This window comes from Chryseobacterium sp. Tr-659, assembly GCF_011752975.1.
In the GTDB taxonomy this organism is placed as follows: domain Bacteria; phylum Bacteroidota; class Bacteroidia; order Flavobacteriales; family Weeksellaceae; genus Chryseobacterium.
In genome coordinates, this window is record NZ_VWWP01000008.1 from 11470 (window position 1) to 33196 (window position 21727).

Consider the following 21727-nt stretch of genomic DNA (forward strand, 5'->3'; position numbering starts at 1 on the left):
CTCTTTAAAAAAGAGCCTTTTATGTTGTATATGCTGATGTGTTTTTCATTTTTTTGATATTTTAATATAAATATCTTCGGATGATAAATATTCTATGAATTTTATAAAGTAATAATGTGGTGAAAAATGAGAAATTTCATAGTATTATCGTTTTTAGTTTACAATACTAATTTATGAAAAAAATATAAATAATGGTATTATATTTTAAAATATTTATAAAATTGTATATTTTGTTATTTTTTTTACACTTATATGTGAAGTGAGAGAGTTTTTTTTCTCTTTCTAATGAAATAAAATAAGGCTTGAAATTTTATAAAAGCCCCTTTTTTATCGTAAATAATTAACGGATCTGTGAATTATAAGTTGGAATTAAAAAATTCCCAGATTACTTTAGCCTTACTTTTTCCTAAAATCTCTTCAAGAGTTTCCAGATTGGCTTCTTTGATTCGTTTTACGGACTTCAGTTTGGATAGGAGCAACTCAATTGTTTTTTCTCCAACACCGGGAATTTCTTCTAATTCAGATTTTATAGTAGAATTTTTTCTTCTTGTTCTGTGATGCTTTACCCCAAAACGATGGGCCTCATCACGTACACGCTGAAGAATTTTTAAAGTTTCGGATTTTTTATCCAGATATAATGGAATAGGATCTTCAGGAAAGAAAATCTCTTCAAGCCTCTTGGCAATTCCTACAATAGTAATTTTTCCGTAAAGACCTAGCAGTCGCAAACTTTTTACAGCAGAAGACAGCTGGCCTTTCCCTCCGTCTATCAGAATCAGTTGTGGAAGACTTTCACCTTCATCAAGCATTCTTTTATATCGGCGGTAGATAACCTCTTCCATGGTAGCAAAGTCATTGGGACCTTCTACTGTTTTAGGGTGGAAAATTCTGTAATCTGCTTTACTGGGTTTGCCATCTTTGAAAACTACACAAGCAGAAACCGGATTGGTTCCCTGAATGTTGGAATTATCAAAACCTTCAATATGTCTTGGTTCAACAGGCATCCTTAGGAGTTTCTGCATTTCAGCCATAATCCTGTTCGTGTGCCGCTCAGGATCTATAATCTGCACCTGTTTCAGTTTTTCCAGGCGGTATTCTTTGGCATTCTTTTCAGAAAGCTCTACAATTCTTTTTTTATCCCCAACTTTAGGAACAATCAGTTTTACATTAGGAATTTCTACAGACAAATGGAATGGGAGAAGTACTTCTTTTGAATCTGAGGAAAACTTCTGACGGATTTCGATCAGGGCTTCTTCCATAATGTCTTCATCTGTTTCTTCAAGAATCTTTTTGATCTCTGTTGTGAAACTCTGAATGATATTTCCGTTTCGGATTTTAAAGAAATTGACATAGGCTGCCGTTTCATCACTCGTCATTCCAAATACATCCACATCATCAATATTAGGATTAACAACCGTGTTTTTAGCCTGATAATCTTCAAGAATATCTAATCGCTCCTTAATGATCTGAGCTTCTTCAAACCGTAGATTGGAAGCCAGTTTCATCATCTGATTCACCAGATAATCTTTGGCCTTGCGGAAATCCCCCTTAATAATTCCACGGATGGCATCTATCTTTTCATCATAATCTTCCTTACTTTCAAGATCTTCACAAGGTCCCTCGCAGTTTTTGATATGATATTCCAGGCAGACTTTATACTTTCCTTCCGCTATTTTAGATGGAGAAAGGTTAAGGTTACAGGTCCTGAGTTTGTAAATATGCTTGATGGTATCCAGCAAAATTTTTGCAGGACGTACTTTAGCATATGGGCCATAGTATTCCGAGCCGTCTTTAATGACATTTCTGGTGAGAAAAATTCTTGGAAAGTCTTCATTTTTGATACAGATCCATGGATACGTTTTATCATCTTTCAGCATTACGTTATAAAACGGCTGATGTTCCTTGATGAGATTATTTTCCAGCAAAAGAGCATCATATTCACTATTAACGATCGTTGTTTCCAGACGCTGGATCTTGCTTACCATGATTTTGATCCTGTATCCCGAGAGGTTTTTATTGAAATAGGATAAAACCCTTTTTTTGAGATTTTTGGCTTTTCCTACATACAAAAGCTGCTCGTTTTTATCATAATAACGATAAACGCCGGGTTCGGATGGTAAGGTTTTGAGCTGGAGTTCTAAAGAAGGATTCATAAAACAAAATTAAGGAAACTTTCGATATTTTAAAAAAGAAAACCTGCAGATCGTTCCACAGGTTTTAATTTATTTCTTAGTAGTATTTTATCCGTTTGTCATGGTTGTATATTCATTCACAAGGAAACTAAAATAATCCCATTCAACAGATTTTTTAGGATACTTTTTTATGAATTCAGCATTGTCGCCGAAAAGAAAATCATAATTGTCTTCAAAATCATCTTTATGAAGCCACATTACCTTATCTCCCTTTTTCACGTAATAAGATTTGATAACACCGCCACCTAACTGCGGTCCGCCACCTATTGAGAATCCTCCTGTTTCTTTAGCTCTGGGATCGTGATATACAGCAATAATATCATCAAAACCGGGATTAATTACCTGCATTAAGAATTCTTTATCATCCTTTTTGTTCTTTAGAGAAACAGTTTGATTAATAAAGTAAATTCTGTCGTTATTGGTGTTTTTTGTAAGTTTCTTCGTACCGAAATTTCTGATATTTCCCATATACTTGGCAACTTTTGCAATTTTTTCTGCATTGCTAGGATATACATACATCTCACTAATCTGATCAGCATTGAAAGTAGCATTCTTCTTGGTAACACTGTCTTTGATAGCCACCTCGTAGATTTGTCCTTTCTTAGTTTCAATTTTGTTGCAGAATCCTTTGTAAGTAGTCCCGTCTTTTAAAATGATGGTTGATGTTTTCTTAGGTGACGGTGAATTAAAACCTTCATTAAAAAGGTAAGTCTCCATTTTTTTGATGTCCTCTTTGGTGTATTTTACTTTCTGTGCGAAAGCTGTGGTTCCTGCAACGCATAAAGCAAGCAGTAAAGTTTTCAGTCTCATGTATTATTGTTTTTAATTTCGGAGCCAAAAATAGTAAATTAATTCACTTCTTTTCATAAAAATATAGAACGATGAAATTTAGTTTCTTCAATTATTGCTAAATGCGTAATTTTAAGGAAATTTTTTAGAAATGATATACGGAGTAGATGTTTTTACATTCCATGATGTTCTGGAAATATGTAAAAAGCCCAATAAAGCTAAACTGAATAAAGCGGCAAAAGAACAAATTTTAAAATCTCAGAAAAACGTACAGAAAATAGTAGAGTCTGACAGATGCGTATATGGTATCAATACCGGATTCGGGCCATTGTGCGATACTAAAATATCAGCTGATGAAACGGCTCAGCTACAGTATAACTTAATTATTTCCCATGCAGTAGGGGTAGGAAAGCCTATTGAGAAAGAGCTTTCTAAAATCATGATGATTGCCAAAGTTCATGCGCTTTCAAAAGGATTTTCAGGAGTTTCTCTGGAAGTGATCGAAAGAATGATTCTGATGCTTGAAAAAGATATCATTCCTGTAGTTCCTGAACAAGGTTCCGTAGGAGCTTCTGGAGATCTTGCTCCCTTAGCACATCTGGTATTACCTTTATTAGGATTAGGACAGGTTTGGGAAGGAAATCAGGTAGCTGATACTTTGGAGGTACTGAAAAAGCATGATCTTGAGCCATTAGCCTTAGGACCTAAAGAAGGTCTGGGACTGATCAACGGAACACAGTTTATCCTGGCACATGCCATCAAAGGGCTTGAAAAATTCGAATATTTGCTAGACCTGGCAGATATGACGGCAGCCATGAGTATTGAGGCATACAGAGGTTCTGCGAGCCCGTTCAAAAAAGAGCTTCATGATATCAGACCTTTTGAAGGAAGTAAAAAAGTAGCAGCCAGAATGCTTAAATTCTTAAAAGGATCAGAAAATATGAAAGCGCACGAAGACTGCGAAAGAGTTCAGGATCCTTACTCCATGAGATGTGTACCACAGGTTCATGGAGCGAGCAGAAATGCCTTTGAGCATCTTAAAAATATGGCAGAAACAGAATTAAATTCCGTAACAGACAACCCGATTGTTTTAAGTGCTGAAGAATCTATCTCAGGAGGAAACTTCCACGGACAGCTAATGGCTTTGCCTTTAGATTATGCAACATTAGCAGCTGCGGAGCTAGGAAATATTTCTGACAGAAGAAGCTATTTATTATTAGAAGGAAAATACGGGCTTCCAAGATTATTAACAGAAAGCTCAGGGTTAAATTCAGGATTCATGATTCCTCAATATACTTCTGCGGCTCTGGTAACAGAAAATAAGACCTTATGTTTCCCGGCATCGGCAGATTCAATTCCTACAAGTTTAGGACAGGAAGATCATGTTTCTATGGGAAGTATTTCAGGAAGAAAATTCAATCAGGTTCTTGGAAACCTTGTGAATATTTTATCTGTGGAATTAATGTTTGCCGCTCAGGGCCTTGAGTTCAGAAGACCTTCAAAATGTTCCAAAGTGATTGAGGAAAACTTTACAATCCTTCGCTCCAAAGTTGCAAAGCTTGAAGACGACAGACTGATTGGTAAAGATATGCTGGCAATTGCTGAGCTGATCAATGAAAGACAGTTTATTGTTGATATTAAATAGAAGATGAGGAAGGGGATTATTTTATGTTTCTTTCTACTGGGAATAAATATCTTTTCTCAGTCTAATGAAGCAAAACTGAAAGAACTTATCAGCTTAACAAAGTCAGATAGGATGTTGTCTATGGGGTTTCAAGGGTTTATGGATCATTATAACAATAAGTATAAAGATTTACCAAGCAACTTTTGGGATGAGTTTAAAAAAGATATGACTCCAGACAAAATATTTGAACTGTATATTCCAATCTACAAAAAGTATTTTACTGACGCTGACGTTGATGCGCTCATTAAATTTTATAAAACTCCGGCCGGTCAGAAACTGATTGAAAATATGCCGTCTTTAATGAAAGAATCAATGGAAATTGCCAATAATTTTGCTGAAGGGCTCAACAAAAAGGTTAATGATAAACTTAATAAGCATTATCACTTTCAAGATCCGCCTCCGCCAGCTCCATAAAGATAAAAAGCTTCCTGAAAATGGAAGCTTTTGTTTTCTCTAATTTTTTAATCAAATAAATATGCATATACTACGTACAGATTCCACGAATACAGATTTTCAAAAACTCGTAAAATCTCTTGATATTACCTTAGCAGAGCATAACGGTGATGAAGATGATTTCTTTGCTCAGTTTAATAAAATTGATACCATTCAAAACTGTCTTGTAGCTTATATTGATGATGTTCCGGCAGCTTGTGGGGCATTCAAACCCTTTTCAGAAGATACCGTTGAAATCAAAAGAATGTTTACCCATCCGGAATTCAGAAAGAAAGGACTAGGCTCCGCTATTGTAAAAGAGCTGGAAAACTGGGCAAAAGAGCTGAGGTTTGATAAAGCTGTTTTAGAAACCTCCCGGGATTTGAAAAATGCCGTATCTGTTTATGAAAAAAGCGGATTCTACAAAATTCCTAATTACGGACAGTATGTTGGAGTAGAGCAGAGTGTATGTTATGAGAAGAAATTATAAATTCTTTGTTTATAAGCTCTTTTTTACATTTGAGAGTTTGAACTCATATCGTTATAATATTTGCGTTTTTTTTAATTAATATTCATATAATACTAAATTAATTTACTTAAAGTTCTTAATTCCCATTAAAGTGTTATATTGTGGTTCCAACCAAAATAATAACATATGAAAAAAACTGTATTCCTATTAGCCATTTTTTTTGCTTTGCACTCGTGTACACAAGAAGAACTTCAAAGTGAAAATCCTAAAATCGAAATGGCTCAGAAAGATCCTCTGTCAGAAAAACAGATCAACGAAAGGATCAATCAGTCTATCAAAACGGACGGTACATTCAAGTGGAGTAATGAATCAGATCATTTTTTATGGAGTGCTGTTTTCCGCGGAAACAGAATGGCTTCCATTGGATTTGGTTCTTCTAAAGATGATTTTGACAGAAGTAAATCTCCCAATTCAGATGAAATGGAAAGAGAGATTCTGTCCGTTATCAAAAAGTATGAAGGGAAAGATGAGAGAGAATTTGTTCTGCTGGCAGATAAATATCTTAACCAGATGGATGTTGTTATCGAAAAGGAAGAAACAATTACAGCACTTCGTCAAATGAAAACAATCCGATATGTTGAACCGGGGGATTATCATTATTTTGAAATTGAAGCCAGATACAATAATGCTGCAAAATCATCAGGGAGCGGTTCTTCCGGATGTGGTTTTTCATCGGCAACTTTAAATGCAGCTGATTATACTTCTACCACTCCAAGTGCAAAAATTCCATGGGCTTTCACCAAACACAGTATTCCTGATGCCTGGAATTACAGTACAGGAGCAGGGGTTACAATTGGTTTGATTGATACAGGGGTTTCTCCTGAACAGACTTTACTGGGAAGCAGTTTTAATAACGGAGCTTCTTCAGGAAGAACTATCAGTAAGTATGGCGTTTATAATTCAGACGGCTCGGGAGACCAATGTGGGCACGGAACAAAAATGGCTTCAGTAATGGCAGCTCCGAGAAATAATGCAGGCTTACCTGTGGGAGTAGCTTATAACGCTAATGTAGTTGCTTACAGAGCTGCAGAAAATGTAGTATTGGAAACATCCAGTGAGCAGACTGCTGTAAAAACGGCATTTACCGAGTTGGGGAATAATACTAATGTGAAAATCATCTCGATGTCTATGGGACATATCTTCTCTGTAGGAAAAATTGAAGATGGTGTGAAATACGCTTATTCAAAAGGGAAACTGATTTTCTGTGCCGGAGGAACATCTACAAGTTTTACTAACTTCGTAGGAGTAATTTTCCCGGCATCCATGTCAGAAACTCAGGCGATAACAGGGGTAAAAGAGAATACATCCAATCAGAAGTGTGATGTTTGCCACTCCGGAAGCCAGATTGATTTTACTTTCCAGATGGAAAGAGCTTCGGGAAATACGGTTCCGGTTCTTAGCTATTATAACGGACAGGCTGATTATGTAGGAGGATCCTCAGTAGCAACAGCTGCAACAGCCGGAATTGCTGCTTTAGTATGGGCTAAAAATCCTTCATGGACAAGAGATCAGGTGCTTAATAAGATGAGACAGTCTGCTACTTACTATCCAAATGTTAATTCAAGTTATGGTTACGGAAACATCAATGTTTTAAAAGCTGTACAATAATGATATAAATAAACCCGGAGGCTGGAAGAAGGAAGTTATTCTCAATTGCTTTCAACTTCCAGCTTCCGGGTTTTCATTTTATCCGATTCTTACACTGGTCATGCTCAATGATCCGCCGATTAGCTCATCATTAAACAACGTCAGTTCTTCAGCTTGATCTTTCAATCCTAGAGTATAGAGTAAAGGAAGATAATGATCAGGAGTGGGAACAGCGTACTGAAGAAAAGTTCCCTGTTTCTGATAATCTATAATATTCTGAAAATCTCCGTCCAAAAGCCAGTTATTGGTTTTTTCCCGGGCTTCAACAGCCCAGTCCCAGCCGGCACCTACCGTATTGATGTTTTTCCAGTCGATCAGACGAAGATTATGAACAATATTTCCGCTTCCAATGATTAGAATTCCTTTTTCACGGAGTTTGTTCAGTCTTTTTGCAAGATCATAATGATATTGCGGAGGCTTTGTATAGTCTATGCTTAGCTGGATAACCGGGATATCGGCATCAGGATACATATGCTTGATGACAGACCAGGCGCCGTGATCTAATCCCCAGCTGTGGTCTTCTTCTACCTCTGCTGGCAGCAGCAGTTCTGTTGTTTCTCTGGCTAATTCCGGGCTTCCGGGAGCTGGATATTGTACATCAAAAAGCTGTTTTGGGAAGCCGTAAAAATCGTGGATGGTTTTGGGCATATCCATTGCCGTTACAAAGGTTCCTTCCGTATACCAATGGGCAGAAATACAGAGAATGGCATTAGGCTTGGGTATTTCTTTTGCTGCTTTCCTGAAGCCTTGTACAAACTGATTTTCTTCAATGGCATTCATCGGAGAACCATGTCCCAAAAACAGGACCGGCATTCTTTGCGTGTTTCTAAAACCGTCACTTATACTTTGAAGATCGTTGAGGTTCATAAATATTGAAGAGTATTAAAAAAGAAAAGTTCAAGGCTTTTAGACAAATCCCTGAACCTTACTTATATTATGTTAAAAAAATTATGCCTGTTTTACGAACTGCAATTCACCAGCAATTTTTACATCATCACTTACCATTACACCACCTGCTTCAAGAGATGCGTTCCAGTTCAGACCGAAATCTTTTCTGCTGATTTTTCCTTCAAAAGAGAATCCTGCTTTTGTATTTCCCCATGGATCTACATTAATTCCTCCGAAGTCTACATCAAGAGTTACAGGGTTTGTAATTCCGTTGATCGTAAGATTTCCAACGATTGAATTGTTTAACGCCTGAGATTCAAAAGTGATGATAGGATGAGCTTCAGCATTGAAAAATTCTGCTGACTTTAAATGGTTATCTCTGTCTGTATTGTTTGTGAAAACAGAATCCGTCTGGATGGTAGCTGTAGTTTTTGCATTTGCAAAAAAATCATCCTCAGAATCAATTTCAGCATTGAAAGTTCTGAAACTTCCTTTTACGTTAGAGATCATCATGTGTTTTACTTTGAAAGTAATTTCACTATGCGTTGGGTCTAAAATCCATTTTGTTGCCATTGTATTTTGTATTTTTTGTTTGTTATTAATGATGCAAATTTAGGATAGGGAACAGGTACAAATCATTGATATAGGATAAGAAATACAGTTTACACTTAAAATTATCAATTTTAAACTTTTAGATGTTAGATCAATTGATCAGTTTGAATTGTCAGTTTTGCTTAGCAAGTGAATCATAAACTACCATATATTCGAAATCAACAGACGAAACAAATTGTTTTTCACAACTTAATATATTGACTCATTTTTATTCGTTTACAATTCTACTATTAAGTTAAGAAATAATTTGAATGATTGTATGAATTCCATTTTATGAATGTTTTAATTTAACATATCTTAACGGATGGTTTTTATTTCTTATTTTTGATGGATTCAATTTTATACAATGAAATTACATAAATTTTCTTTATTGATGCTGGTTTTGGGCGGTTCTGTATTGGCTCAAACCCAGAAGTTCACCATGGCGGAGGCTGTAAATGGGATGAGAACAAACCTTGCCGTTAAAAATATTTCCCAATTTTCATGGGCAGCAGACGGAAAATCTTATATCCAGGCAGTAAAAGGAGGATATCTGACCACAGATTTAAAAACAAATAAACAAGACACCCTGATTTCTCTGACACAGCTGAACAGACAGTTTTCGAATAGTAAACTTAAGGCTGTTCCACCTATCAGATTTACGGGAACTTCTAACGGATATTTCAATACAGACGGAAAGATGTTCTGGATTGAAAAATCAGGAAACGATTGGAAAGTAAAGAATTCCGTAACAGTAGATGAGGATGCCGCGAATGTGAAAATGTTCGGTGACGGGCAGACTTTCGCTTTTACCGCAAAGAATAACTTATTTGTCAACAAAAACGGAAAAACAATTGCTGTAACCAATGAGGCTAATGAGAATATCATCAGCGGGCAGGCGGTTCACAGAAATGAATTCGGAATTGATACCGGAATTTTCCCTGCTCCCAATTCTGAAAGTGTAGCTTTCTATAAAATGGATCAGACCATGGTAGCTGATTATCCGATCATCGATTGGTCGGTAACTCCCGCAGTCAATCATAATATCAAATATCCTATGGCGGGGCAGACCTCTCATCAGGTGACGCTAGGAGTTTACAATATTAAAAACCAGTCAACAACTTTCTTAAACGTTGAAGGGGAAAAAGATCAGTATTTAACGGCAGTTACATGGAGCCCGGATTCAAAATATATTTTTGTAGGTGTGCTGAACAGAGGACAGAATCATATGAAAATGAATCAGTATGATGCAGCAACAGGACAATTGGTGAAAACATTATTCGAAGAAACAGACAGTAAATATGTGGAGCCGCAGCATCCGCTTACCTTCTTCCCTAATTCCAATACGGATTTTATCTGGCAGAGCCAGAGAACAGGATACAATCACCTGTTCCATTATAGTCTGGAAAAAGGGTTGGTAGCGCAGATCACAAAAGGAGACTGGCTGGTGACGGAAATCCTTGGATTCAACGAAAAGAAAAAGGAGATCTATTTCACCTCAACGAAAGAAACTCCTTTGGAAAGACATTTATACAGAATCAACTGGACGAATTTTAAAATGCAGAGACTTGATAATGCTGAAGGAATGCATATCGGAGTATTGAGCAGTGACGGGAACTATCTGTATGATGCATACAGTAATGCAAATTCCCCAAGAGTAGGAAACATCATTAATACAGCTAATTTAAAAACAACCAATATTCTTACCTCTGAAAATCCATTGAAAAATTATCAGAGACCGGAAATTAAGAACGTGGCGCTAAAAGCAGATGACGGAACTCCTTTGTACGGAAAGATCATTCTTCCAACCAATTTTGACCCGAATAAAAAATATCCAACCATTGTTTATTTGTATAACGGGCCGCACTTACAGCTGGTAACCAATAGCTTCCCGGCTTCAGGAAATCTTTGGTATGAATATATGGCTCAGAACGGATATATCATCTTTACAATGGATGGAAGAGGCTCTTCCAATCGCGGTTTGAAGTTTGAGCAGGCTGTATTCAGAAATCTGGGAACTACGGAAATGAATGACCAGATGAAAGGAGTTGAATATTTGGAGTCTCTTCCTTATGTAGATGAAGAAAAAATGGGAATCCACGGATGGAGCTTCGGTGGATTTATGACAACCAGCTTCATGCTTCGTAAACCGGATGTATTCAAAGTAGGTGTAGCAGGAGGCCCGGTGATCGACTGGAGTATGTACGAAATTATGTACGGTGAAAGATATATGGACACTCCACAGGAAAATCCACAGGGATATGCAGCTGCTAATCTTTTAGATAAAGTTCAGAATCTGAAGGGCAAACTTCTCATGATTCATGGGGCACAGGATGATGTAGTGGTATGGCAGCATTCCATTAAGTTCATCAAATCTGCAGTGGATAATGGAGTTCAGCTGGATTATTTTGTTTACCCGGGACATCCGCATAATGTAATCGGAAAAGACAGGGTTCACCTGATGCAGAAGATAACAGATTATTTTGATTTATATCTGAAGAAATAAATAATAAAATCCAGCCATTTCGGCTGGATTTACTTTTAGATATTAGTCTTCGCTGCATTTAATTTGGCGATATTCTATTTCGGTGATTGTTCTATCCCCAAGAAAATCTATCTCTGTTGAGCTTTCCCTTAGATCAGAAGTATTATTGCAGTCTCTCTTTTTTACTCGTTCTTTTTTAATGAACTTCCATTCAGAAGTATTATAAGTTACCCCTATATGACTTTTTTTAATGGTTCTTTCATACTTATCTCCATAACAGTTACAGTCATTTTTATTACAGGAAATAACTGCTCCCCAAATTATTAGTGGGACTATACATTTTTTTATCATTGTGTGTGTTTATTTTCGGGAACTAAATGCTGTTATATTTTTTTATAGTAAAGAGTAAGGATACTACCATTGTTATTGAGGGAAATAGCTCTCTTCTCGGCATCAAACTGTTCAATTTTGAATTTTGTTGCATTGTTCCCATCACTTACTTCTAAAACCTGAGTATCATTGTCTTTAGTAAGCTGCCATTTTCCTTTCATTGTTTTGGAACCTACTATCCCTTCAAATGAGTTGTCCTGCTTAAAAATTTGAAATACCTGATCTGTTCCGAAAATAGACTGCATCTCCTGAGACTTACCATTATGCTTCACCTCAGTGAGTTGCCATTTACCGATTAGCTCTTTAGAGGTCTGTGCTTTAAATATTGAAGTTAAAGCAAGAAATGAAATTAACATGTACTTTTTCATTTTTTTGTGTTTTTAATTGATTGCCAATATATACATAAATTTTATTCAAAAGTTATTTTGCTTATTTGTTTAAGTGTTTTGTTTATAGTGGTTTAATAAATAATACTTTGTTTTATAACGTATTTATTTATTTCATTGTTTTTGAATTTTTTGATAATTAATTTTGATTGAATTTTGGAAGTATTTGCGAAATTTTATACTAAAAATATGGCTGGGTTGCTTCCGTTCTTAACAAACATCAATGTTTTTGAGTTTCTGTCATTGTAATTTTGTATAACTAAAATCAACAATATGGAATTAGGAATAGGAATGTTCGGAGATCTGGCTTTTGACCAGTCAACCGGAAAATATAGAGATGCAGGAACCAAGATCCGTGAAATACTGGAACAGGTGAAGCTGATGGATGAGGTAGGGCTGGATGTTTTTGCAATGGGAGAACATCACCGTCCGGATTATGCTGTTTCTTCTCCGGAAATCGTTCTGGCAGCAGCAGCAAGTATTACAAAAAATATAAAACTGGCAAGTGGAGTTACCGTTTTAAGTTCTTCAGAGCCGGTAAAAGTATATGAAGACTTTTCAACTCTGGATCTGATCTCAGATGGGCGAGCAGAAATATTTGTGGGAAGAGGAAGCTTCATTGAATCATTTCCCTTATATGGATATTCTTTAAATGACTATGAAGAGCTTTTCGATGAAAAACTTGAGCTGTTGCTGAAAATCAATTCTGAAGAAAACGTAACATGGTCTGGGAAACTTCGTGCACCTATGCAGAATCAGACAGTTTATCCAAGAGCAAAAAATGACGGAAAACTTTCCATCTGGAGAGCAGTAGGAGGAACACCTCAATCTGTTTTAAGTGCTGCAAAATTAGGAATGCCTTTGGTGGTAGCTATTATCGGAGGAATGCCTATCCAATTCAGAAACCTGATAGAATTCTATAAACAGGAATATCAGAAAGCAGGGCATGATATCTCCAAGATGCAGATTGCCATCCATTCTCATACTTTTGTAAGTGACGATCAGAAAATAGTGGATGGATATTTCAATAATTATAAATCTCAGATGGATAGGATAGGAGCATCAAGAGGCTGGGCTCCTTATACCAAAATGCAGTATGATGGTGGAAGAAACAAAGATGGAGCTCTATTTATAGGAAGCCCGGCAGAAGTAGCAGATAAAATTGCTTATATGAAAGAGATTTTTGGAATCACCAGATTTATCGGGCATATGGATGTAGGAGATCCTTCCCACGATATAATGATGAAGTCTGTTGAGCTTTTTGGAAATGAAGTGAAGCCTGCCATCAAGAACTTATAAAATAAAAACCGCTGCCGGATTTCCGGCAGCGGTTTCTTTATAAAGTCACAAAAATTATATTTCCTGATAATAAGCAATAGCAATTTGAGGATGAAACGGAAGCATATAAGTATCAAATCCATTTTCCCTGCCAATATCATTACTTAAAAGATATTTGTTGTCGATAATGTCAATCAGCAAAAGTTCAGGAGTGAAAAAAGTAAGTCCTATTTTATGTTTGGAAGTATCTTCAAGGTGAGAGGAAACCAGATCAAGCCTGAAGTGATCAAACGGGAAAAATGTATTTCCCAGTACATCTGGTAAGCTTCTGATCACTCCTCCCAATTGAGATACATAATTACTTGCTGCTCCGCTTAATAAAAATGGAATTTGCTTTGCATTCGGGTTTTTCTGCAAGAGTTCCCAATAATTCTTTGTAGGATTTTGCTGGTCATCAAAAACCTGATGCTGAATTTTATATTCAAAATAAGTATCATCAAAAACATAGCGATCCCAGATCATTTCAGAGGTCTGATCAATAATGATACGGAAAGCAAGCCTTATTTTTTTCATAGTTTTAAAATGTCTTTTGAACAGTAGAATCTCATTATTCTACCAGAATTTTCATCATCTCATGAAAACTCCCGCTGGAATTTTCAATATATATTTTAGCCATATACATTCCGGGTTGAAGCTGATTTCCGGATAACGTTATTTTTTGAAGCCCTGAGGAAAGTTTCTGGCCATTAATAACTGTAGTTATCTTTTTTCCGCTGAGATCATAAAGCTCTATACTCACTTTTGAAGATGACTTCAGGGTTATCGGAAAAACGGTTTCACCCCGAAAAGGATTGGGATAATTTTGTTCCACCTTAAAGCTATTCTCTGATACTTCAAGAGCAGCCAGCGCTGATGATCCTGCCACATAAATAGTGTGGGTTAATGTATAGCCTCCGGAAAGAGAGCCTGTTACCACAGACATTTCATTGCTGGTTCCATCTGAAAAAACATTATCATTCGCATTGTATGTATAGCCGTTCATTCCTTTTGTGTAGCCATAGGATGTCCCGTTAACATTTACATTGTATACCGCATTACTGCTGGTATTGCCTTCGGGAAAAGCAATTTGGGTAACTAAAAGCGAAGTTCCGTCGGCTTTATAAACATGAATGTGGATATGGGTGGCTCTTCCATTGTACCAGCCCGGGAAAATACTGGTGAATGTTACCATCCCGGCAGCATTGGTGGTTTGCCTGCCTCTCAGAAAATTATAGGCTGTGTAGTTGGTGGGTTGCATGCCCGTACCCCCATACTGAGAATAATTGCCATCTTTATCACAATGCCATACATCTACAAAAACTCCCTGATAAGCGTTACAATTGGCATTTGTATTCATAATATAGATATTCATGGTGAAAGCAACTCCGGTTCTGTCTCCTATAATATTGGTTCTTACATAATTGGCCGGTGTTATGGTGGGAAATGGCCCTTCAGTTTCAGAATTGGTTACCGTACAAACTAAAACATTCCTGTTTTTTCCTAAAGTTTTAGCAGAAGTATCAGGGATATTCTTTGAGCGCAGCATTACGGGAGCTACAGCTGCGATTCCAGCCAGGCCTAACCCTTTTTTCAAAAATAATTTTCTGTCCATATTTAAGGTTGTTTATCATGTTAAACTTCAATAAAAAGAAGAATTGCTTCTTCACTCAAGGCTTCAAATTCCAGTTCAGAAAGTGTCCAAAGTATAATGGCATCACGGGTTTCCATTAATCGGTTCTGAAATTCAAAAGCTCCGTTGACCACCATTGCAAATATTGCTTTTTCCGGATCTTTCAAAGCGTAGAATCCTTCAGCCCGGCCATTATAAAGGCCAATAAAATTGGGCTGGTGTAGTGTTTTTGAAATGTTGAATGAATTGTTTCTTAGAGTAAAATCCAACTCATTTTTAGGATTACTCCTTATATTTTCCTGTTTTTCAAATTCAAAGATCAGGAGATCGGCCTTGTCATGATACACCAGATTTTTGATGACAATTTCTTTTCCTACTTCGCTGTTTATGGTAAGAGAAGTTCCGGCTGAGAGAGTTTCGTAAAAATCTGTGATAATGATTTCTCCGTAAAGAGGAAGAATCAGAAGTGTTCTTTCTTTGTCAAAACCAAGCCTCAGTTCTCCTTCAATATCCAGGATCACTTCCTTTACACTGATGAGTGCATTGGTTCTCTCATCATTCATAATGGTAGTGATCATATTTTTCTCACCTTCATTCCAGATTCTGAAATCGGTTTTTAATATTTTTGACGGGGTTTGAACTAACATATTCTAAGATTTAATACTTCCATTAAGCACAGGTCAATGCACTGCTTTTGACTTTAACACTTTGGATAGATGGCTGCTTGAGACCTGAGCTTTGATGGAAACTGATAATAATTGATACAATCTCTCTGATTTTAAGCAGAAACTTTTATAGTGTGAATCAGTGTGAAACCTCCGCTTACGCTTCCTGAAATACTGGACATTTCATTTGAGGTTCCATCACTGAATACATTGTCATTTGTATTATATGTGTATCCGGTCATTCCTTTGTATCCAGTGCTTGCCGCTACCTGAGCCACTGCACTGTCACTACCTTCCTGAAATGCAATTTGGGTAACGAGCAGTGATTGCCCGGAAGAATTATAAATATGAACATGGATATGAGTGGCTCTTCCATTATACCAACCCGGAAAAATTGAAGTGAAGCCCACCAATCCGTTAGAATCTGTGGTTTGCCTGCCTCTTAAAAAATGAACAGAAGTATAGTTGGCAGACTGCATTCCTGTTCCGCCATATTCCGAATAATTTCCATCCTTATCACAATGCCAGATATCTACGATTGCTCCTTGTAAAGCAGTACAGCCTGCATTCACATTCTGAATGGTGATGGTAATTGTAAGAGGAACACCGGTACGGTCACTCACAATATTACTCTGAACTAATCCCGAGGGTGATTTTGTAGGAAACGGACCTTCGGTTTCCGAATTGGTAACAGAGCATCCCGTGGAAGATGAACCGGTACCAGATCCCGATCCTGAGGATACAGTAGATGATCCTGCAATACTGTCATCATCACTTCCGCAATGGATCAAAAGAGGAGCGGCAACGGCTGTTACTCCTGCTAAACCAAGGCTTTTCAGAAAGCCTTTTCTATTCATTGTTTTCATAATACAGGTTTTTTAAGATTAATGTTTTAAAATAAGTTGTGAAACCAGGAATGAGAAGATAGAAGTTATTGAACTGAAAGGAACACTTAAGGCTTTGTTCAACTGACCTTTTTGAGGTCACTCGTTAAATTTGATAATAGCCATCAGGCATTATGTGCTCAATAGTAACTTTCGGCCCCATTTTCTTCTCAACTTTTCTTAACCCGGATTCAGGTTTTTTGAAAAGATTATGAGTGTAAGTTTCTCATCTTCTTGGATTTCTTATCTCAAAAGTATCTTCAAAAGACAATAAGGAAAAATTTATGAGGTAAACGAATAAAATGTGTCGGTAAATGAGAAGTTTTTAAGAAATATTAAGATCCTGGAAGATTATTATTTATTCACAATTTTCATCACAAAATCTTTATACGTTTCTCCAATGGGAATGATGAAGTCTTCAATATGAATATTACGGTTGACAATAGTTCTGATATTATTTACAGGAACAATATAAGAGCGGTGAACCCTTACAAAATCTTTCTCAGGAAGCTTTTCCAGGATGTTTTTCATAGAAGATCGTGCTGTAATGGTAGAATGATTGGTTAAATGAATCTGGATATAGTCATCCAGACCTTCAATCAGAAGAATGTCATGGAAATTAATTTTATGAAGTTTATAGTCTGCGCGTATGGAAAGGGATTTTATGTTATCATTTTCAACATTGATTTTTACCTTGTCAACAGCGGCTTTAAATCTGTCGAAAGAAAAAGGTTTTAAAAGATAATCAACGGCATTGATGTTGAAAGCATCCACAGCATATTCTGAATATGCTGTTGTAAAAATCACTTTTGTGTTTTGGGAAATATTTTTATAGAAATCCATTCCGTTTTTGGAGGGCATTTCAATATCTAAAAAAATAAGATCAACGGGGAATTTGTTAAGGTATTTTTGGGCATCACTCTGTGTATTGAAAATTTTCTCAAGAGAGAGGTTTTCAATTTTTCCGGCATAATTCTCAATGATTTTTAAAGCGAGAATCTCATCGTCAAGAGCAATAGCTTTTATCATACGTTCAGATTAAATTAATTTTTAAATCCACTTCATAGGTTTTGCCATTGTTATGGGTATTCAGTGAATGCTTCCCGGGATACATCTGCTGTAAATGTTCAAGGGTATTTTTCATTCCGATTTTTAAACTGTTTTCATCCGTAATAGGGTGATTAACTATGTTATTAAAAACGGTAAAGTGTAAAATACTATTCTGGATAATCACTTGTACTGATATTTTTGAGTTTTCTTCCGCATTAAATCCGTATTTAAAAGCGTTTTCAATAAAGTTAACCAGAATAAACGGTGCAATCTCCAGCTCTTCCGATTCCCCGATTTCTGTATAAGAAAAGTCTAAGCTGCTGTCTGTTCTTATCAGCTGAAGAGCAATATAATCCTTTAAATATTCAATCTCTTTACCAAGTGTAACAAGGTCTTTACTGCTTTCCTGTACCACATAGCGCATGACATTGGATAATTTTAAAATTCCATTCGGAGCATCATCAGATTTGAATAAGGCCAAGGAATAAATAGAATTTAAAATATTAAATAGAAAATGAGGTTGTAGCTGATATTTTAAGCTTAATAATTCTGCTTTGGCTTTGGAGCGTTCCAGTTCTTTTTTCTCAATGTTCTTAAAAATGAAAAGAGAGGAAAGAAACGAAAACAAAAACGGGAGGAGGGAAGAGAAGATCATCTGGCCGTATGAAACGGTATTTCTATGGTCATGGTTTTCAGGGAAATGTCTTCCACCCATAGGAGGCGGTGGCATATTTCCGGGAGGTCTTACGGAAGGCGGTTCTATTTTTGTGGGAAAAGGATGGGTAGAAATATTATTTCCGGAAGTTAGATAATTGGGAACAAAAACCATGATTCCGAAACAGATCAATCCACATACAGTAAATAACAAATATTTCTTTTTGCTGTAAAATTTAGGCAGGAACACATTTAAATTCAGATAAAAAAAGACAACCACCATTACAAAGCGGATAAATTCTCTCTGAAAGGGAGATACCCTGAACACCGACAATGTTCCGTCAAAATCCGGCGAAGAAACAATCGGAATTGTTAAGAGCAGAAGGATTAGTACGATATGTGGCCATATTTTTTTCACGTAATCAATGAATCAGAAATATTTTTTCATTCAAATGTAATAAAATGTAGTAATATTTTAGATAACCTGAATCAAACTTCCTCTTTCTTCCTCTTTGACAACATTAAGCGCCATCGGAATCTTTTCTTTCAATTCTTCTACATGCGAAATAATTCCTACGATTCTGTTTTCTTTCATTAGATGGGTAAGCGTTTCAAATACAATATTAACGGATTCCGTGTCCTGAGTTCCGAAACCTTCGTCAATAAAGAAAAAGTTTTTATCTGCCTGCGCATTGGCCTGAACGCTTTCAGCTAAGGCTAAAGCAAGGCTTAGGGACACCTGGAAAGCCTGTCCGCCAGAAAGTGTTTTTATACTTCTGCTTCTGCCTTCATTGAGGTAATCGATGATTTCAAAATCATTATTTTCGTTCAGCTGCAGACTCAGCTGGTTTCTGGTCATTCTATGGAAACGTATATTGGCGTGATCGCAAAGCTGCCTTAAATAAATAGAAGAAACATATTGTACAAAACCGGCTCCCTTAAACAGGTTCATCATCACCTTTAGATTTTGTGAACGTTTCTGGAGCTTTGTGAGTTCCTGCAGAAGTTTTTCTTTTTTAATATATTCTTTTTCCAGGCGTTCTATTTCTGAATTCATTTTAACTACAGAATCATTGACAAGTTTCAGCTCAGCCTGGGCTTCCGTAAAGTGTTTTTCAGCCGAAGAAAACTGTTCATCATCAAAGGAGAGATCTTTAAGTTTTAATTCCTGTTCCTGAATAAATTTCTTTAAGGTTTCAAAATCAATTCTGAATTTTTGAATTTCATTTCTGTTTTTTTCAATATTGATTTCCTGAAGCAATAGATCCTCAACCTCTTTAAAAATTATGAATTTTTGTTCTGCTAAAGCTTCAGCTATTGCTTTTTCATTGCCGGAAATATCCTTACCGAGTTCAGCGATCCGTTTTTCTGTCTGGCTTACAATCGCTTTTTGTTCTGCTAATTTTGGAGAGAGAATTTTCTCATGATCCAGTGCTTTCTGATAATTCTGCTCAGTCTCTGCATTCAAAAGGGAGAGCTTCCTGTAAGACTCTTCAACTTCCGCAATGTTTTTTATTTGATATTGATCCCAGTTGAGAATTTTAATGCCGGCAATGCTGATATTGATTTGCTCCTGCTTGGCAGCCTCATCTAATCTGATAGCCTCCAGTGCATTTTTAAACTTTTCGAGAAGTTGGGTTTCTTTTTCCAGGGTTTCCCTTTGTATAGCAATATTTCGGTCCAGTTCTTCAAGTTTTTTTTCCAAAGCAAAAGAATCTGATCTTTTCCTCTCAAATTCATCTTCACGATCCGGGCTGAACTGTTTCCAGGTGAACTGTTGAAGATGAGTTTCAATATTTCCCTGAATTTGAAGCAGAGTTTTTTGCTCCGATAAGAGTTGTTCTTCAAAGATCCTTTTACGATCCAGGATTCTATCAATCTCGGCTTCCTGTTTTTGAATCCTTAGAATTTCCTGTTCATTAGCCGTTATTTTTTCCTGAATTTCCAGCAGTTCTGAATTGACATCGTGAAATTCAATGATGTGCGGATGTTCCTTAGACCCACATAGAGGACAGTTTTCCCCGTCATGAAGTTCGCTGGCAAAACGGGAAAGTTCTTTCTGAATTTTAAGATGATCAAATTTTTTGGAAAGTTCTTTTTTAGCCTTGTCTAAGGCGGTCTTTTTTATTTGAAAATCTTCTCTGAAATGTTCACTGATATTGAAAGGTTTCAGTTCACCTGAAATTTCTTCAATCTGTTTCTGATGCTTTTCAATTTTTTCCGTTTGTTCCTGAGATGATTTCGTGAAATTTTTCTGTTGAATGAACCAGTTTCCAACGTTAGAAAGTAAAGAAGAATCTATTTTTTGAGCCTTTAAAATACCTGCATTTTTAGATAAGTCATCAATCTTTTTCTGGATTGTTTCTTTGTGTGCAGTCACCTCCTTTACCTTTTCAGAGCCTTTTTGTGTTCTTTCATTCAAAACTTTAATCTCTTCAGAAAACCTGAGGATCTGAATGATGAGATTCAGATCATTTTCCTGTATTCTGGATTGTTCAAGTGCCTTAAACTGTGGTTCCAATACTGCAAGCTGCTCCTTTATGATATTGAAAGACTTTTCAGTATCCTGAAGCGTTTTGACCTGGGCATCCTTTTCATCCCGTTTGCCCGTAATCTCTTTTGACAGCTTATCTTTTTCAATGATCAAAGGATTGAAAACTCTGAAAACGAGATCGTACTGCTCAGTCTGAACTTCCAAAGCATCTATTTTAGTTTTCTCCTCAGAAAATATCAGGAATTTTTCCTTGTTCTGTTTTAAACTTTCAAAATCACTTTTTAAATTTTTCAGTTGTTGATATGTATGGGAAGCCTTTTCAAACTTGACTGTAGATTCAGCCAGTTTCTTTTGTTCTTCGGTAAGATATTCTTTTTGTACCCTGATTTTTTCTTCACTGATCTCTTCAAATCCCTTTAGCTGGCCCTCAAGCTGATCCAGCTCAGATCTGTTTCTTATATGAAGCGTGGATACATTATTCTGAAGATCATATTTCTGAAGGTTGAAGATTTCCTTCATCATATTGGTTCTTTCTGCAGCACCAAGTTCGAGAAACTCTTTGAATTGTCCCTGTGGAATGATGATCGTTCGTTTAAAGTTGGAATAACTTAGGCCGATAATAGCCTCCGCATTTGAATGCTCCAGAGGAATCCATTTATTATTTATATTTTCATAAAAAGTAACCACATTCGGTTTTACGTCTTCAAACTTTTTTGAATTCCTTTTAAAATCACGGGTTGCACGGAACATCTTATTTTCATAATTCATAAAATCAAACTCAATATATGAACTGTTTGATTTTAAATTCATCATATTGTAAGCTCTCTTATCACGCATGTTCAGACGCTCCGTTTCACCATATAAAGCAAAAGAAATGGCTTCTAAAATAGATGACTTCCCGGACCCTACGGCACCAAAAATACCAAATAGTCCTGCTTCAGTAAGATTTCTGAAATCAATGGTCTGACGTTCCTGGTAAGAATACAGCCCTTCGATTGTTAATTGAATAGGAATCATGCG

Annotated in this window: 18 protein-coding genes; 6 read left to right on the top strand and 12 right to left on the bottom strand. The window is 36.4% G+C overall.

The window, feature by feature from the left end; all coding sequences use genetic code 11:
• Window positions 1-356: 356 nt before the first annotated feature.
• Entirely contained in the window at window positions 357-2153 is a 1797-nt protein-coding gene (uvrC, locus tag F3J23_RS16455) for an excinuclease ABC subunit UvrC (protein ID WP_167031462.1), read from the bottom strand.
• Between the two features lie 87 nt (window positions 2154-2240).
• Entirely contained in the window at window positions 2241-3002 is a 762-nt protein-coding gene (locus tag F3J23_RS16460; protein ID WP_167031467.1) for a hypothetical protein, read from the bottom strand.
• A 130-nt stretch (window positions 3003-3132) separates the two neighbouring features.
• On the opposite strand from F3J23_RS16460, the gene hutH reads away from it, so the two are divergent.
• The 4 genes from hutH (at window position 3133) to F3J23_RS16480 (ending at window position 7234) form a co-directional block, all read left to right on the top strand.
• The gene (gene hutH / locus F3J23_RS16465; RefSeq protein WP_167031470.1) at window positions 3133-4626 is read left to right on the top strand and encodes a histidine ammonia-lyase; all 1494 of its coding nucleotides are present in this window, start codon (window positions 3133-3135) and stop codon (window positions 4624-4626) included.
• 3 nt (window positions 4627-4629) lie between these two features.
• Window positions 4630-5079, top strand: a complete 450-nt coding sequence (locus tag F3J23_RS16470) for a DUF2059 domain-containing protein (RefSeq protein ID WP_167031473.1) — start codon at window positions 4630-4632, stop codon at window positions 5077-5079.
• Window positions 5080-5140: 61 nt separating this feature from the next.
• Window positions 5141-5587 (top strand): GNAT family N-acetyltransferase, encoded by a 447-nt coding sequence (locus F3J23_RS16475; RefSeq protein WP_167031477.1) that lies wholly within the window; start codon window positions 5141-5143, stop codon window positions 5585-5587.
• A gap of 165 nt (window positions 5588-5752) precedes the next feature.
• The gene (locus F3J23_RS16480) at window positions 5753-7234 is read left to right on the top strand and encodes a S8 family peptidase (protein ID WP_167031480.1); all 1482 of its coding nucleotides are present in this window, start codon (window positions 5753-5755) and stop codon (window positions 7232-7234) included.
• A gap of 78 nt (window positions 7235-7312) precedes the next feature.
• Here F3J23_RS16480 and ygiD read toward each other — a convergent pair whose 3' ends face one another.
• A complete protein-coding gene (gene ygiD, locus F3J23_RS16485) occupies window positions 7313-8140 on the bottom strand; it encodes a 4,5-DOPA dioxygenase extradiol (RefSeq protein WP_167031483.1) in 828 nt (275 codons plus the stop codon).
• An 81-nt stretch (window positions 8141-8221) separates the two neighbouring features.
• The gene (locus tag F3J23_RS16490; RefSeq protein ID WP_167031486.1) at window positions 8222-8734 is read right to left on the bottom strand and encodes a YceI family protein; all 513 of its coding nucleotides are present in this window, start codon (window positions 8732-8734) and stop codon (window positions 8222-8224) included.
• A 385-nt stretch (window positions 8735-9119) separates the two neighbouring features.
• Here F3J23_RS16490 and F3J23_RS16495 point away from each other — a divergent pair, with 385 nt between their 5' ends.
• Window positions 9120-11258, top strand: coding sequence for a S9 family peptidase (locus F3J23_RS16495; protein ID WP_167031490.1), 2139 nt, complete (start codon window positions 9120-9122; stop codon window positions 11256-11258).
• A 362-nt stretch (window positions 11259-11620) separates the two neighbouring features.
• Here F3J23_RS16495 and F3J23_RS16500 read toward each other — a convergent pair whose 3' ends face one another.
• Entirely contained in the window at window positions 11621-11995 is a 375-nt protein-coding gene (locus tag F3J23_RS16500; protein ID WP_167031493.1) for a lipocalin family protein, read from the bottom strand.
• 291 nt (window positions 11996-12286) lie between these two features.
• On the opposite strand from F3J23_RS16500, the gene F3J23_RS16505 reads away from it, so the two are divergent.
• Window positions 12287-13312 carry an LLM class flavin-dependent oxidoreductase gene (locus tag F3J23_RS16505; RefSeq protein WP_167031496.1) on the top strand — a complete coding sequence of 342 codons (1026 nt, stop codon included), beginning with the start codon at window positions 12287-12289 and terminating at the stop codon, window positions 13310-13312.
• 54 nt (window positions 13313-13366) lie between these two features.
• Here the strand turns inward: F3J23_RS16505 and F3J23_RS16510 are convergent, their stop codons facing one another.
• From F3J23_RS16510 to F3J23_RS16540, 7 genes are all read right to left on the bottom strand, one after another.
• Window positions 13367-13864: a hypothetical protein gene (locus F3J23_RS16510; protein ID WP_167031499.1), complete on the bottom strand. Its 498-nt coding sequence runs from the start codon at window positions 13862-13864 to the stop codon at window positions 13367-13369.
• Between the two features lie 34 nt (window positions 13865-13898).
• Window positions 13899-14942, bottom strand: coding sequence for a T9SS type A sorting domain-containing protein (locus tag F3J23_RS16515; RefSeq protein ID WP_167031502.1), 1044 nt, complete (start codon window positions 14940-14942; stop codon window positions 13899-13901).
• A gap of 20 nt (window positions 14943-14962) precedes the next feature.
• Complete coding sequence (locus tag F3J23_RS16520; RefSeq protein WP_167031505.1) at window positions 14963-15607, bottom strand: hypothetical protein; 645 nt, start codon at window positions 15605-15607, stop codon at window positions 14963-14965.
• Window positions 15608-15738: 131 nt separating this feature from the next.
• Window positions 15739-16491, bottom strand: coding sequence for an intradiol ring-cleavage dioxygenase (locus F3J23_RS16525; protein WP_228455364.1), 753 nt, complete (start codon window positions 16489-16491; stop codon window positions 15739-15741).
• Between the two features lie 372 nt (window positions 16492-16863).
• A complete protein-coding gene (locus tag F3J23_RS16530; protein ID WP_167031508.1) occupies window positions 16864-17538 on the bottom strand; it encodes a LytR/AlgR family response regulator transcription factor in 675 nt (224 codons plus the stop codon).
• Between the two features lie 4 nt (window positions 17539-17542).
• Window positions 17543-18631 carry a sensor histidine kinase gene (locus F3J23_RS21755; protein WP_167031511.1) on the bottom strand — a complete coding sequence of 363 codons (1089 nt, stop codon included), beginning with the start codon at window positions 18629-18631 and terminating at the stop codon, window positions 17543-17545.
• Between the two features lie 57 nt (window positions 18632-18688).
• Window positions 18689-21724 carry an AAA family ATPase gene (locus F3J23_RS16540; RefSeq protein ID WP_167031514.1) on the bottom strand — a complete coding sequence of 1012 codons (3036 nt, stop codon included), beginning with the start codon at window positions 21722-21724 and terminating at the stop codon, window positions 18689-18691.
• Window positions 21725-21727 lie beyond the last annotated feature (3 nt).